Source organism: Gluconobacter sp. P5E10 (assembly GCF_018812145.1).
GTDB lineage: Bacteria > Pseudomonadota > Alphaproteobacteria > Acetobacterales > Acetobacteraceae > Gluconobacter > Gluconobacter cerinus.
Map to the genome: position 1 here is coordinate 353,221 of NZ_JACRVZ010000001.1, position 14,322 is coordinate 367,542.

The following is a 14,322-nucleotide window of genomic DNA, read 5'->3' on the forward strand; positions in this document are numbered from 1 at the left end:
GTTCCCGTATCAGGAGGCAGCCATGGCGGACATGACAGATCTGTTCGGGACAAATCCCGGACCTGCGGGGCGCGAGCCGCCGTCCCGTGGGAACACGCAGTCTGCTCGGCAGCCTTCATCGCCCCGCCCTATTGAGGCGCCCAAAATACCCGCTCGTCCGCCTTCACGAACGCAGCCCCTCGCAGATCGTCTGCGCCCGAAAACACTGGAAGAGGTGCGCGGCCAGGATCATCTGCTGGGGCCAGAAGGTACTCTGACGCGAATGCTTGCGCGGGGCACATTGTCCAGCCTCATCCTGTGGGGTGGGCCCGGCTGCGGCAAAACGACCATTGCGCGGCTGTTGGCAGGCAAAGCCAATCTTCATTATGCACAGATTTCGGCTGTTTTTTCGGGTGTGGCTGAACTGCGCAAAGCCTTTGAAGAGGCGGATCGGCGTCAGGAAGTAACAGGCCGTGGCACGTTGCTTTTCGTGGATGAAATCCATCGGTTCAACCGGGCGCAGCAGGATGGATTCCTCCCGTATGTCGAGCGCGGGACGGTCGTTCTGGTGGGGGCGACGACAGAGAATCCATCTTTTGCACTGAATGCCGCGCTTTTATCCCGGTGTCAGGTTCTGGTGCTGAACCGGTTGGACGATGCCAGTCTGGAAGCGTTGCTGACGCATGCGGAAAAAGACGTAGGCCATCGCCTGCCGCTGGACCGGGAAGCGCGTGCCAGCCTTCGGGCAATGGCGGATGGCGATGGACGCTACCTGTTGAACATGGTGGAGCAACTGGTTGTTCTGGACCCTGACAGGGAACTGACCCCGAAAGATCTGGCGGCTATCCTGTCCCGACGGGCCATTCTGTATGACCGCGACCGGGAAGAGCATTACAATCTCATTTCTGCACTGCACAAATCCCTGCGGGGGAGTGATCCGGATGCTGGGCTGTACTGGTTCGCCCGGATGCTCGAAGGTGGCGAAGATCCGCGGTATATCGCCCGACGCCTGACCCGGTTTGCAGCGGAAGACGTCGGGCAGGCGGACCCGAACGCTCTGCCGATGGCCGTAGCGGCCTGGCAGACCTATGAGCGGCTGGGGTCTCCGGAAGGTGAGCTGGCGCTGGCGCAGGTTGTGGTTCATCTGGCGACGGCGCCCAAGTCGAATGCGGTGTATATGGCTTACAAGGCGGCGCGGAAGCTGGCCCGTGAGACGGGAAGCCGCATGCCGCCGTCTCATATTCTCAATGCCCCGACGACGTTGATGAAAGACATCGGCTACGGGAAGGGCTACGAGTACGACCATGATTCCGAAGACGCATTTTCGGGACAGAATTATTTCCCGGAGGGCATGGAGCGGGTCTCGCTCTATCAGCCGACAGACCGGGGTTACGAGGGCCGTATCAGAAAACTTCTGGACATACGGGCCGCCAAAAGGGCATCCCGCGATCCATGAAAGTTTCCAACCGCATTGTAACCGAAGACGAAGCCGATCTGCGCCTCGACCGCTGGTTCAGACGTCACTACCCCAATCTCACTCAGGGCGCGCTCCAGAAGCTGTGCCGTAAAGGCCAGATCCGCGTTGATGGTGGCCGGGTCCAGAGCAACGCACGTCTTGCTCCTGGGCAGAACGTGCGTATTCCGCCGCTGCCGGACATGACCCGTCAGGCCCCGCTGCCGCCGCCAGATCCGATGCTTGTGCGCGAAATCGAGAAGATGGTGATCTATCAGGATGATCATCTTCTGGTGCTGGACAAGCCATCTGGTCTGGCTACGCAAGGTGGCCCGGGTATCACCAAGCATGTGGACATGATGCTGGATGGCCTGCGCAAGGAAGACGAAGACCGTCCGCGCCTTGTGCACCGGATTGACCGGGATACGTCCGGTATTCTCCTGATTGCGCGTACGCCTGGTGTGGCTGCCAAGCTGGCAGCAGCGTTCCGTGGGCGTGATGTTGGCAAGACCTACTGGGCGATTGTTGTCGGTCGCCCCGCACAGGCGTCTGGCATTATTGACCAGCCTCTGGCCAAAATCGGTGCGGGCGGTGCTGCGCTTGTTGTGGCGGCTTCCCGCGGTGAAGAAGATGCGGTTTCTGCCAAGAGCGAATACGAGACGATCGACGCTGCGGGAAAGAAGTTCTCCTGGCTCGGCCTGTCTCCACTGACGGGACGGACGCATCAGCTTCGTGTGCACTGTGAGTCTCTGGGCACGCCGATTGTGGGTGATCCGCGCTACGGTGGAAAAACCGCTCATCCGGAAGGCTTCATCGACAAGCTGCATCTGCATGCCCGTCAGCTGGATATTCCGCATCCGGCCGGTGGTCGTCTGATCGTGACGGCACCACTGCCGCCGCATATGCGTGAAACGTTCCGTTCACTTGGGTTCGTGCCGGGCGATACACCTGCGCCGAAGCGCATCAAGGGAAGCAGAGGGCCTGCAAAATGAGGAAACTCACTGGCGCGCTCATCGGGGTCATCGTTGCCTTCGTGGGCGTCAGCATTGCTGCACATGAGCTGATTGATCAGGATGCGCTGCGCCAGCGTGTGGCCGAGGCTCTGAAAAAAGAGACGGGTCTTTCGATGGTGGTGAAAAGCTCCACCATCCAGATCCTACCATGGCCGTCTTTCGAGGCGCGCAATCTGGTGTTGCAGCGTCCGGGCCAGGCTCCGGTGTTTCAGGCTAGGACCGTGCATGCGGGTCTTTCCGTTCTGGCGCTTCTTCACCGCGAGGTCCGCTTTCAGGACTTCGTAGTGGATGGCGCCACACTCTCTTTGGAGCGCGATGCGGACGGGAATGCCAACTGGACGTTCAGTCAGCCGTCGCGTTCAGACGCAGGTGGCGCAGAGGCTCCGTTGCCGGTTCGACAGCATGTTGGTGAACGTGTGCAGGCTCACTGGGATCTTTCTCTGGATGCACTGCACCTGACGAACAGCACAGTGAACTGGCGCGATCAGGCTCAGAAGATGAGCGGTAGCTTCCAGATCGGCACGATGGATCTGGCTGGTCTGCGAAGCCAAAGCCCTTGGATCAATTTGCAGGGGAGCCACGGCGGAACTCCCTTCACGGTGCAGGGGCATGTGGGTGATCTGGCCCTTCTGCGCTCTGGCGCAAAGCCATGGACTTTCAGCCTGGGTTCAACGCTTGGAACGGATGCCAAGCGTGACTGGCTGAATGTGGACGGTCAGATTCATGATGCATCGAATCTGCGCGGCCTCGTTCTGACTGCGCAGGGAGAATGGCCTAATCTGCAGGATGCTCATCGCCTGTTTCCCCATGCCAGCCTGCCTGACATGCGTGGACTGGGTGGAGACATCACGGTGCAGGGTGATGCCGGGCAAGTGGCGAATGCGACCTGGACCGAGAAGGCACAGGCCTTACTGGCGAGTCTGGCACCCAGTCGCATCCATCTGCATGTTGCGGGTCTGACGGTTCGTGGAACAGCGGTCAGTAATCTGCACCTTGATGCTGATGCAGCATCTGCGCCGCTTTCCGTGGCAGCAGATGTGCTGTGGCGCGATACGGGCTGGAGAATCCTTGGTAAAGCCGGGACCCTTGAACAGGTTGATCTCGCAAGACGTGATCATTTCCATACGGAAGTGCCTGTTGAGGCTGAACTGCGGTCCATGCCGCTATCTCTGTCCACCGCGTTGAATGTTGAAGGCGCGACGCCGCCCATTAATGCTCAGGATGATGCCAAAGTAACGATCTCCGGCACGGTGGGAGCCGAGAAAAGTCATCTCGTGGTGCAGGGCGGGGCTAAAGCGCTTCACCTGCCGCGCGTTCTTTTGCATGACGTTTCGCTTCAGAGCACGGTCAGCAGTAAAGGGCTGAGTGAAGCCACGCTGGATGATATGGCTTTCAAAAGCCGCGAGGCAGACTTCGATGGCGCCCTTCATCTTCTAACTGATGAAAACTCCACACCGCTCCTCAACGGGCATCTGCACGCGACCCAGCTTGATCTGGATGCGCTGAGAGATGTCTGGCTGAAGGATGTGAAGGCAACTGCTCAACAGCCTGCGAACGCTCCGCCTGCGACTATTCCGGGAGCGACGGGGACCGTAGAAAAAGCAGCGACACAGCCTGTTCAGATGCAGGATCAGTCTTCTGTTCCCGCCGTGTCTGATGCAGGTGTTGTGGAAAGCGCAGCTGTGCCTTCATGGGTCAAGCGTCTGCGAGCCCAGGACCTTGACCTTCATCTGACGCTCGACCGGGTGGTGTTCTATGGACATGACTACACCAATCTGGCCACGCACCTGACCCTGTCAGACGGTCATCTGCGCCTTGAGCCGATTTCCGGACAAGGCCAAGGGCTGACCCTGTCGGGACAGGCGGATCTGGATGCATCCCATCTGCCGGTCACAACTCATTTGACGTTCCAGCCTTTGGTACTCCCGATCGGTCTTCTGGAAGAGGGGCTCGGGCTGCCATTGCTGCTTCAGGGGCCAGTCCAGCTTGTGGGGGAAGTGTCGAGTCAGGGCCAGACGGCTGAGGATCTGCGGCAGTCTTTGAACGGGCATCTGGGCGTCTCCATGGTAGACGGAAAAGTGGACAGCCAGATCCTGGGCCGCATCGCTGGCCCAGGCGCGGATTCCCTTCTGGGAAGCGGAGTGCGGCCGCTGCGTTGTATCGGTTTGCACATGGCGCTTGCCAACGATACGGCCACGCTGGACACGATTGGGCTCCAGTCTGGCCGGTTCTCTACGGCTGGGCATGGTGAGGTCCGTCTGGGATCGCAGGAACTCCAGTTGCATCTCGTGCCCAGTATCGACTTCGAAGGTGCCGGTGCTTCCACCCCTGTTATCGTAACAGGCACCTTGTCTGCGCCACAAGCGAAGCAGGACAGGGATGCCGGTGGCCGATTCCAGCTTTCGATTGGTGGGGAAGCCCCGGCTGATCCCTGCACAGCCGCGCTTTCGGCTGCCCGTGAAGGGCAGGCTGGACCGCCGCCGTCCGAGCAGTCTCATCATCACAACAAAGCGGGTGACATTCTGCGCGCGCTGGGAGTTCTCCATTGAGCAGCCGCAAACGATTCTGGCAGAGCGTTTCAGTTGGGGAGCGGGACGGGCTGTTCTCTCCTGAGTTGGACGGGCGGCCCATCCGGCTTCCTCAGGGAACTGTACTGGCCGTTGCCTCGCAGTCTCTGGCGCAGGCGATTGCGGCAGAATGGGAGGCTATTCCAAAGGATGCCTCCTTTACGCCTGAACAACTCTCCATGACCCGCGTTGCCGGAACCATGATCGAGCGGATTCGCCCGGATCTGATTGAGGCTCGGGAAGCGCTTCTACGGTTGGGTCTGGATGACGGGCTCTGCTATCGCAAAGGACCTGCCGATTCGACGGTTGAGCGTGTCTTTGCCTGGCTGGCGACGCAGGGCATTCGTCCGGAAGTAACAGACGGGCTTATGCCTGTAACGCAGTCTGGCGATTACGTGACGGGGCTGGAGCGTCTGCTATCCCGGCAGGGAGAAGCGGAGCTCGCGGCCCTAGGGGTGCTGACACAGTGTTTTGGAAGTCTGCTGCTATCTCTGGCGCTGCTTTACGACGCGATCAGCTTGGAAGAGGCGGTTTTTGTCGCGAATGCTGATGAACGGCAGCAGCTTCTGGTCTGGGGACAGGACGATGAGCTGATTCGCATCATCGCAATTCGGGAAAAAGATGCTGCGGAAACCGTTCAGTTTCTAAAGTTGGCCCGAAACACCTGATTTCCCGGTTTAGGGCATGATCTTGCCATAATCGGGGCGCATCTGGCGCTGTGACAGAACGAGATGATTAGTGACTGGCTTCCACAGGGAGTTATGGCGCAGTTTCCGCTCTGTCCTGCAATGTCAGAGTCGAGGAAGATATGTCGGTATCCGTCAGTCGTCCCATGCGTCACATGGGTAAACGTCTTGTAGCAAAGTGCTCTATGGGGGCATGGTTTCTGCTTGCCGCTACGCCGATTATTGTCGTGGTCTGCGCTATCCACGGTTGAAGCGCCATGAACTGGGCCTGAGAACCTGTCAGGCCTGTCGCTTTTGTTAGTGCGACAAGAAAAAAGCCCACTCTCCGCTATGAAGAATGGGCTCTGGATTTTTCCTCGAAAGTAAACCTGGACGCTCAGGCGTCTCCGTTATCCGGCACCATAATGCTGACGGCAGCTGTTGCTGCAATCCCTTCCTCACGGCCCGTGAAGCCGAGGCGTTCCGATGTGGTGGCCTTCACGGAGATACGGCTGACATTCACCTGTAGCAGCTCTGCCAGACGGTCCTGCATCGCCTTGGCATGAGGGCCGATTTTCGGGCGTTCGCAGATCAGAGTGATGTCAGCGTTGACAAGGAAGCCGCCACGGGCACGGATACGTTCGCCAGCGTGGATGAGGAAGCGGGCGGAATCCATATCCTTCCACTCGTTGTCAGTCGGCGGGAAATGACGGCCAATGTCGCCCTCAGCCAGCGCGCCATAAATGGCGTCACAGAGCGTATGGATGCCGACATCGGCGTCTGAATGACCGGCCAGACCCTTTGTATGGGGAATTTCAATGCCGCAGAGGATCAGCTTGCGGCCTTCCTCGAATGCGTGGACGTCGTAGCCAAGCCCAACGCGGGGCAGCAGGTTACCGTCGATTACACCTTCAAGACGCATCAGATCCTCCGCAACTGTCAGTTTGATATTGTTGTCCGAGCCCTGAACGATTGCGACCGGATGGCCTGCATGTTCCAGCAATGCGGCATCATCCGTGCGGGCATCACGTTGGGTTCGGTGAAGTTCGAGCAGGGTCGGGAAGTGAAAGCCCTGCGGGGTCTGTGCGCGCCACAGGCCTTCACGGGAGACGGTATCGACAATGATACCGTTTTCCACTTTCTTGATCGTATCGCTGACCGCAACGGCAGGGATAACACCGGCATGAGCCTTCAGTGCTTCAATAACGTTCTGAACCACCTCGGGCGGCACGCAGGGGCGTGCGCCGTCATGGACAAGCACCAGATCCGGAGGCTCTGCCAGATTAGCGAGCGTTTCCAGTCCGTTGCGTACACTGTCATGGCGCTCTGCGCCGCCTGATACGGGCGGCAGAACATTCAGGCCGGCCAGACTGTCAGCCAGTAGTGGGTCATCTCCTACGGGAAGCAGGATATCCACGTGTGGAAGCAGAGCTTCAGCGGCACGGCGGATGACGGGTTTTCCCCGCAGCATCCGGAATTGCTTGCTGGAGCCCTCACCCTCGGGCGAGCCAGCTGCAAAGCGCCGGCCACGACCGGCGGCGAGAAGAAGGGCAGCAATACGCATGCGGGCAGGAATGGGCTGCCGGGCGCGCAACGTCAAGGGTAGGTGTCAGGAGTTAGTGCAGCAGCCCGGCTTCGTGGGGGCTGTCGAGGCTGAACGTGGGGATATGCACGTCAAAGCGCTGGCCTGAAACCGGCTCGAGCATGTGGTACGTGCCGCGCATGAAACCGCTTGGCGTGGTGAGCATGGCGCCAGACGTATAATCATACTGGTCTTTCGAACCGATGATGGGCTGTTCTCCAACAACGCCATCTCCGTGAACGTGCTCAGTCCGTCCAAGACCATCCACAATTTCCCAACTCCGGGAAATCAGCTGGAAGGTGTCCTTCCGACCATTTTCAATGCAGATATGATACGCCCACGCAAAGCGGTGGTCTTCCGGCTGGGACTGGTCGTCCAGCCAGAACGTGCGGACGGTTACGGTCACGTCGTCCGTTATCTGGCTGAAACGGGGGGCGTTTTCCATGGCTTCGGCCATTGCCGCTTCCGGATCAGCCAGGAGATGGGGTTGGGATGACTTGTCAGGCATAACGCCATTCTAATGTCATCCCGCGCCTTTGTCAGGAAAACTTATTTTGCAGCGTGAGCAGCGGCGGCACCGGCGGTGACGTCTGCAATCAGATCGGCTGCATCTTCCAAACCAACGGAAAGACGAATCACACCGTCAGTGATGCCCAGACGTGCGCGTTCATCTTCGCCAACACGCATATGCGTCGTGGTTGCCGGATGCGTGGCCAGACTGCGGGCGTCACCCAGGTTGTTGGAAATTGCGATGAGACCGAAGGCGTTGAGGCATGCGAAAGCACCGGCCTTGCCGTTCTCGACTTCGAAAGCGACGAGAGATCCACCGTTGCTCATTTGCTTCTGAGCAAGCTCATGCTGCGGGTGATCGCTACGGCCTGGATAGCGGACATTCACGACGCCCGGCAGGCCAGCAAGTGCATCTGCGACGTCTGCCGCATTGCGCGCCATGGCTTCGGTCCGGAGCTTGAGAGTTTCCAGCCCCTTCAGCAGCACCCATGCATTGAACGGAGACAGCGCGTTACCCGTGTTGCGGGTGAAGGGCTGGAGGGTCTCCTTGACCCATTTGTCGCTGCCCAGAACGGCGCCACCTAGGACACGGCCCTGACCATCAATGTGCTTCGTGCAGGAATACAGCACCACGTCAGCACCAAGCTTGAGGGGAGACTGTCCGATGGGGGATGCGAACACATTGTCCACCATCAGCAGCGCGCCTGCCTTGTGAGCAAGGTCTGCGATGCGCTGGATATCGAGAACGTCCAGCATTGGGTTGGACGGGCTTTCAATCAGAACAGCGGCTGTCGGGCGGGACAGCGCGCGCTCCCATGCCTCATAGTCATCACCATCAACCAGCTCCGTCTCAATGCCGTAGCGCGGCAGCAGGCTGGTGACGATCCAGTAACAGGACCCGAAGATGGCGCGGGATGCGACGACGCGCTCCCCGGTTTTCACATGGGCCAGAAGAGCCGAAGAAACGGCACCCATGCCTGTAGAGGTCGCGATGCAGGCTTCAGCCCCTTCGAGCAGAGCGAGACGCTCCTGCAACGTGTCAACAGTGGGGTTGCCGAAGCGGGAATACTGGAAGTGCTCAACGTCACCGGTAAACGTCGCCGCAGCCTGTTCGGCGCTATCGTAGACAAAGCCCGATGTCAGGAAGATGGCTTCGGACGTTTCACCGAATTCAGTGCGGTTCGGTGCGTCGTGCAGGAGACGGGTGGCAGTACGCCAGTTTTCTGAAGACATAGATCAGTCCCTCCATAAGGTTTCCACCCGGATAGGCGGAAAGCATGTGGCGGGCCGTGGAAGTCCTGGGAAATCTTGGATGGAAAACCGCAGGGCCTCTTTAGCGCAGTTATTTATCCTCGCCGCAAGCCGGCCGCTCAAATCACGAGGATGAAACGGTCTTTATGGCCATTTCACGAGCGGACTATGGGCCGAGGAGTGGTTTTGCGTCAACACCCCTTCGGCATGGATTGCAGAGGCGCGAAGGGGGGGATATAAGCAGCGACGTCGCGGGTGTAGTTCAATGGTAGAACGGCAGCTTCCCAAGCTGCATACGAGGGTTCGATTCCCTTCACCCGCTCCAAACTCTCCTAAAAATTGTCAGTTCGGCCCGTTCATTTTGGGCATGGGTGGCGCGCTGAGCGTGTCCTGATACTCATTGCCGTCCCAGATCCACTTGTCGTTCTTGCCAACCAAAAGGTCATGCATGCCTTTATGGCGTGTGGGGAGAACGGAAATATCGCCGTTCACGGAATCCAGAACTGTTTTCCAGCTGTCGTTGTGGCGTAGATAGACGGATGTGGTGCAGCCAGCAGACCCGCAGAGCCGGGCTGACTGAAGCTGAACGAACAGGGCTTCGTCATTCTTGCCAGCAGAAAGCGGGGCAGAGCCGACGAGCACGACCGGCTGATCGTGATGCTTGGCGGCATCTTCCAGATCGTCCGTGTTCAGTTTGCGGGCATCGATATCCAACTGCGTGCCAGGATGGGCAGACAGGATGACCGGTGCGGCCCCTGCGCTGACGGCATTTGCCTGACGCGTGTGATGCGTCCGGTGATGCGTTGTCGCAGCGCTCACCGTAGCGGCGACCGAGAGGGCTGAGACTGTGAGCAGCGCCAGATGGCGAAGCCGGATACGGGAAAGAATCTGCTGGATCGTCATGATGTTATTCTTAACACGGAATTAAGCCTGTCGATCCATCGGAGATTTCAGGTTTATTCGTGGCGAAGGGTGATAACCAGCACATCACGATAGGCAGGTTCGTCTGCATCCTGTGGGGTGACGGCTGTAACGCCGTGGTAAACGCGATGATCGTCCACGATCGCAGCATCAAATGGCTTGGTCAGGGTGAATGAGCCCAGAAGATCTTTCTGGTCATCATGGATTGTCGTCACACCCTGCTCAACATTGTGGCGGCCGATCATCAGAACGAGCACCCAGTCCACGCCGTCGCGGTGCATGCCTTCCGGGGTGGGGCGCCCTTCACTGTCAGGATTGGCTTCAATTCGGAACTGGTGAACTTCTGCATGCCATGTTTCGGGCCGTGATTCGGAGGGTGTCAGGGCATCTGCGAATCGGCCAATTGTCCGGATAGCTGCCAGCATGGCCGGATGAGTGGCAATCGCGTCTTCAATCGGCCCGAACCAGCGCTCGATGCCGCCATTGAGCAGGTTGTGATCCCGGCTCTGGTAGTGGGGCTGACTTGGTTTGCGCGTGATGTTTTCGGAACTGACCGTAAAGGTCGCATAGCGACGGCGGCGGTATCGGCCTCCATCGGCCATGTAGAGATCAAGGCCGAGGTCGTTCCAGCTGGCGGCAAAACTGTCCCAGTCTGTCAGGCCTTCGTGCTCCAGAAGCGGACGCATAGTATCCGCTTGGAGGAATTTGAAGCCCTTGTCAGACAGGACGTTTTCGACCCGCTGCATGGTCTGATCGAACGTGGAAGGCAGATGTGCGTCGGTCATGTCCGCTCACTTGGTGATGCCACGGCCCGACGGTCACATCTGTCGGGCGATTTCAGGCGCCGAGGTCTGGCTTTACGGGAGAAAGATGCTCTTTCACCGTTGTGCAAGCCGTCTTTACCAGGCCCACGATACCAGCCTGATGCTGGCGGTACAGCCCTTCGTGAATAAGGCGAGCAAACAGACCGGACACCAGACCGCCACCGAAGCTGCGATTGGCATCCAGCATGCCCCAGCCGTTATAATCGCCGAGGGCCACGACGGCGCCGCGATCATTATAGACGAATGGTGCAGGTGTCTGGCCGGCAACGATCTGCGGCAGGACGCGCCCAACATACTGGCCTTGCTGGCGGGCAGCCTGAGCCGTTGGGGCCACTGGTGCGGCGTCAATGCGGGCGCAGTCGCCAATCGCAAAGATCTTGGCGTCTTCAGTTGTCTGAAGAGTCTGTGTCACACCAAGCTGCCCTGCACGGCCGCGTTCCAGGCCATCAAAAAGGCTTGTGGCATCAGAGGCTCGAACACCGGCAGCCCAGACCCGAAGGGTCGCAGGAATTTGCTCGCCGGATTTAAGATTAAAGCCATGCTCGTCCGCGCCAACAACCATGGCGCCCGTACGCACAGAAATGCCAAGCTTTTCAAGCTGGCTGGCTGCCGCCGTGGACACGGCTTCCGGGAAGGCGGGAAGGATGCGCGGCCCGGTTTCAATCAGGACAGCATCAAGACCCGTTTTGCGAACTGACGGGCCGAGGCCGGGCGCTTCATCAATGGCTTTGCAAAGCTCGGCAGCGAGCTGAACACCCGTGGCGCCACCGCCAACAATACCCAGGCTCAGCTTCTGACCGGCTGCGCGGGCTGTCTGAAGGGCCTTGCGGAATTCGGAGTACAGAGTGTCTGCATCATTGAGGCTGTCAATGAAGCGACAGTGATCGAGAATGCCTGGAATGCCAAAATCATTGGCGCGGGAACCCAGCGCGACAACCAGATAGTCGTAGGGGAGGGTGCTCCCGTTTTCGAGCGTGACTGTCTGAGCGGTACGGTCAACGGCGGTGGGCAGGCTCTGGACAAAGCTGAAACCGAATTTTCCAGCGGTTTCTGCGAAAGGAATACAGTTGCCGTCGTGCTGCATCGTGCCTGCTGCAAATTCATGCAGGGAAGGCTTCCAGTAATGGACCGGGCTGCGGTCAACGAGTGTCACGGCTATGTTGTTTCGGCGACCAAGGGCCGTAGCAGCCTCAAGACCTCCGACACCGCCACCGAGAACAACGACACGAGTTGCAGCAGACATGGACAGTTTCCTCATACCAAGCGCCCGCCAATTGGAGCGATACCTGTGCTAACGGGAGGCGGAGGGCTGCACAACCCCCGCTCCCGCTCTCGTGTTGATCGCTCTAGCTGCGGTAAGAACCATTGATGTCGATGTAGCCATGCGTCAGGTCACACGTCCACACGCGGGCCTGTCCATCATCAAGCCCCATATCGACTGTAATTTCGATGTCCTGGCCCTTCATGTGTGCGACGACGGGGGCTTCATCGTAGTTCTCGACAACGCCACCATCGCGCGCGATCCAGGTTCCGCCGATGGCAACGGACAGAAGGTCACGGTCTGCGGGTTCACCACTCTTGCCTACAGCCATCACGACACGGCCCCAGTTTGCGTCCTCACCAGCGATAGCCGTTTTGACCAGTGGCGAGTTGGCAATTGAAAGCGCAATGCGATGTGCGGAAAGATTGGAGTCTGCACCGGTGACTTCAACGCGGATCTGCTTCGTCGCCCCTTCGCCATCCCGGACAACCAGCAGGGCAAGCTCCAGAAGCAGGTCATTCAGGGCGAGGGTAAATTCGGCGAGAGCGGGATCGTTGACGTCATCAACGGCCGGATTATCGGCCAGGCCGGTTGCGAACAGCATCAGGGTGTCTGACGTGGAGGTGTCCGAATCGACTGTGATGGAATTGAAGCTCTGTGCGCAGCCAGAGGCCAGAAGGGACTGGAGAACATTCTGAGGAAGCTTCGCGTCCGTCGCGACATAGGCCAGCATCGTGGCCATGTCGGGGGCGACCATTCCAGAACCCTTGGCAATACCCTGAAGCCGAACCGGCTTGCCACCAATCGTCACGTCACGACGTGCGGCCTTGGGGAAGGTGTCCGTCGTCATGATGGCGCGGGCAGCCTGTGCCCAGTTATCTTCCGCGAGGCCAGCCTGTGCGGCGGGCAGGGCAGCAATAATTCTGTCCTGTGGAAGTTTTTCCCCAATGACGCCTGTCGATGAGAGAAAAACGTCCTGCGGGGGGCAGTCGAGCAGCTTGCTCACCGCGTCTGCACAGTCTTCGCAGGCCTGAATGCCGGCCCGTCCTGTGAAGACGTTAGCGTTTCCGGCATTGACCAGAAGAGCGCGCGCATAGGGAGTTGTCTGAGCCTGGCGGCACCACAGGATGGGTGCGCCAGGGCAGGCGTTCTTGGTGTAAACGCCTGCGACAATCGTGCCGGGGACAAATTCCGCGAGCATCAGGTCTGTTCGTCCCTGATAGCGGACGCCCGCGGCGACGGCGGAAAGCCGAACACCAGCAACCGTTGAAAGGTCCGGGAGAGGACGGGCCAGCGGAGAGACGGGGATCGGCTTTGCCATGGTCTTAGTCTTACTTCTTGACAGGAGCCGGTGCCGGAGCGGCCGTGACCGGCTTGCCCTGTGCGTCGAAGTGAACAACCTTCACCTGGGATTCAGCCTGCTGAACGATCTGGCGAACCTTCTCGCGGATCAGTTCCTGACGGACCTGGTCATGGATCTGGTCAAAGCTCGGGATCGGAGCCGTGCGGGAGCCCAGAACCTGGATCACATGGTAACCGTACTGCGTGTGAACCGGCGTCTGGGAGATTGTGTTCGGCTTCATGGAGAAAGCGGCTTCAGAGAAAGCCGGCAGCATGTCGCCCTTCTTGAACCAGCCCAGATCGCCACCATTGGCACCAGCGGAGCCCTTGTCCTTGGACAGTTGGCCAGCAAGCTTGGCGAAGTCAGCGCCCTTGTTGAGCTGGGCGATGATGTCCTTGGCCTGAGCTTCCGTCTCCACCAGAATGTGGCGAGCGTGGACTTCCTGCTCTGGCTTCTGGTTGGCGTAATGCGTCTGGTAGTAGTCGTGCAGGGCAGCATCCGTGATCTGCGGGCCGACCTTGGTTTCAAGGTAAGCATTCTGCAGCGCGCTGTTGGCAGCGTTCTGCATGGCTTCCTTGACTTCAGGCTTGTTGGTCAGGCCTTCCTTGCCAGCGGCAATCTGGATTGCCTTCTGATCGACGAGCTGGTTGACCAGCAGCGGGATCAGCATGGACGGCTGAAGCTGACGAGCCTGCGGCGGCAGGTTGCCAGCAGCCTGCTGAACGTCACCCAAGGTAATTTTTTCGCCGTTAACGGTTGCAATCACCATGTCCGGGTTCGGAGCAGGTGCAGCAGCCGGGGCCGGAGCGGTTGCAGCAGGTGCGGCCGGAGCAGCAAATGCGAGGGGAGCCGAAACCGACGTGCCAGCCAGAAGAGCTGCACAGGCGAGAGTGGAGCGGGAAAGCCGCATGAAAATACCTCGGACCATAAAGAATAAGAAAAACCGAATGGACT

At 59.2% G+C, this 14,322-nt stretch carries 13 protein-coding genes, 1 tRNA gene and 1 riboswitch; of the genes, 6 read left to right on the forward strand and 8 right to left on the reverse strand.

Going from position 1 to position 14,322, the window contains the following annotated elements; translation table 11 throughout:
• Window positions 1-22: 22 nt before the first annotated feature.
• The 5 genes from KP707_RS01560 to KP707_RS16960 all read left to right on the forward strand — a co-directional run bounded on the left by KP707_RS01560 (window position 23) and on the right by KP707_RS16960 (window position 5,949).
• Complete coding sequence (locus KP707_RS01560; RefSeq protein ID WP_211501939.1) at window positions 23-1,435, forward strand: replication-associated recombination protein A; 1,413 nt, start codon at window positions 23-25, stop codon at window positions 1,433-1,435.
• Window positions 1,432-2,424 carry an RluA family pseudouridine synthase gene (locus tag KP707_RS01565; RefSeq protein WP_211501940.1) on the forward strand — a complete coding sequence of 331 codons (993 nt, stop codon included), beginning with the start codon at window positions 1,432-1,434 and terminating at the stop codon, window positions 2,422-2,424. The genes KP707_RS01560 and KP707_RS01565 overlap by 4 nt, the downstream gene beginning before the upstream one ends.
• Window positions 2,421-4,994 (forward strand): AsmA family protein, encoded by a 2,574-nt coding sequence (locus tag KP707_RS01570; RefSeq protein WP_215751564.1) that lies wholly within the window; start codon window positions 2,421-2,423, stop codon window positions 4,992-4,994. The genes KP707_RS01565 and KP707_RS01570 overlap by 4 nt, the downstream gene beginning before the upstream one ends.
• The gene (locus KP707_RS01575) at window positions 4,991-5,680 is read left to right on the forward strand and encodes an ATP12 family protein (RefSeq protein ID WP_215751563.1); all 690 of its coding nucleotides are present in this window, start codon (window positions 4,991-4,993) and stop codon (window positions 5,678-5,680) included. The genes KP707_RS01570 and KP707_RS01575 overlap by 4 nt, the downstream gene beginning before the upstream one ends.
• Window positions 5,681-5,820: 140 nt before the next feature.
• Complete coding sequence (locus KP707_RS16960) at window positions 5,821-5,949, forward strand: hypothetical protein (protein WP_255376441.1); 129 nt, start codon at window positions 5,821-5,823, stop codon at window positions 5,947-5,949.
• Between the two features lie 125 nt (window positions 5,950-6,074).
• Here KP707_RS16960 and KP707_RS01580 read toward each other — a convergent pair whose 3' ends face one another.
• Genes KP707_RS01580 through metZ form a run of 3 tightly spaced genes read right to left on the reverse strand, consistent with a single transcriptional unit; the run spans window position 6,075 to window position 9,002 of the window.
• Window positions 6,075-7,241 carry a bifunctional 2-C-methyl-D-erythritol 4-phosphate cytidylyltransferase/2-C-methyl-D-erythritol 2,4-cyclodiphosphate synthase gene (locus tag KP707_RS01580; protein ID WP_211502230.1) on the reverse strand — a complete coding sequence of 389 codons (1,167 nt, stop codon included), beginning with the start codon at window positions 7,239-7,241 and terminating at the stop codon, window positions 6,075-6,077.
• A 52-nt stretch (window positions 7,242-7,293) separates the two neighbouring features.
• On the reverse strand, window positions 7,294-7,767 hold the full coding sequence (gene apaG / locus KP707_RS01585; RefSeq protein ID WP_086634393.1) for a Co2+/Mg2+ efflux protein ApaG: 474 nt from the start codon (window positions 7,765-7,767) through the stop codon (window positions 7,294-7,296).
• Between the two features lie 41 nt (window positions 7,768-7,808).
• Complete coding sequence (gene metZ / locus KP707_RS01590; RefSeq protein WP_211501942.1) at window positions 7,809-9,002, reverse strand: O-succinylhomoserine sulfhydrylase; 1,194 nt, start codon at window positions 9,000-9,002, stop codon at window positions 7,809-7,811.
• A gap of 79 nt (window positions 9,003-9,081) precedes the next feature.
• Window positions 9,082-9,161, reverse strand: a riboswitch (SAM riboswitch).
• Window positions 9,162-9,271: 110 nt separating this feature from the next.
• Between metZ and KP707_RS01595 the strand changes: the two genes are divergently transcribed.
• Window positions 9,272-9,345, forward strand: a tRNA-Gly gene (locus KP707_RS01595).
• 17 nt (window positions 9,346-9,362) lie between these two features.
• Here the strand turns inward: KP707_RS01595 and KP707_RS01600 are convergent.
• The 5 genes from KP707_RS01600 to KP707_RS01620 form a co-directional block, all read right to left on the reverse strand.
• A complete protein-coding gene (locus tag KP707_RS01600; protein ID WP_064273848.1) occupies window positions 9,363-9,923 on the reverse strand; it encodes a hypothetical protein in 561 nt (186 codons plus the stop codon).
• Window positions 9,924-9,976: 53 nt separating this feature from the next.
• A complete protein-coding gene (locus tag KP707_RS01605; RefSeq protein WP_211501943.1) occupies window positions 9,977-10,726 on the reverse strand; it encodes a 2OG-Fe dioxygenase family protein in 750 nt (249 codons plus the stop codon).
• 52 nt (window positions 10,727-10,778) lie between these two features.
• Window positions 10,779-12,008 (reverse strand): NAD(P)/FAD-dependent oxidoreductase, encoded by a 1,230-nt coding sequence (locus tag KP707_RS01610; protein WP_211501944.1) that lies wholly within the window; start codon window positions 12,006-12,008, stop codon window positions 10,779-10,781.
• Window positions 12,009-12,111: 103 nt separating this feature from the next.
• Window positions 12,112-13,347, reverse strand: a complete 1,236-nt coding sequence (gene argJ, locus KP707_RS01615) for a bifunctional glutamate N-acetyltransferase/amino-acid acetyltransferase ArgJ (RefSeq protein ID WP_211501945.1) — start codon at window positions 13,345-13,347, stop codon at window positions 12,112-12,114.
• A 10-nt stretch (window positions 13,348-13,357) separates the two neighbouring features.
• Entirely contained in the window at window positions 13,358-14,278 is a 921-nt protein-coding gene (locus tag KP707_RS01620) for a peptidylprolyl isomerase (RefSeq protein ID WP_099211107.1), read from the reverse strand.
• Window positions 14,279-14,322: the final 44 nt, after the last annotated feature.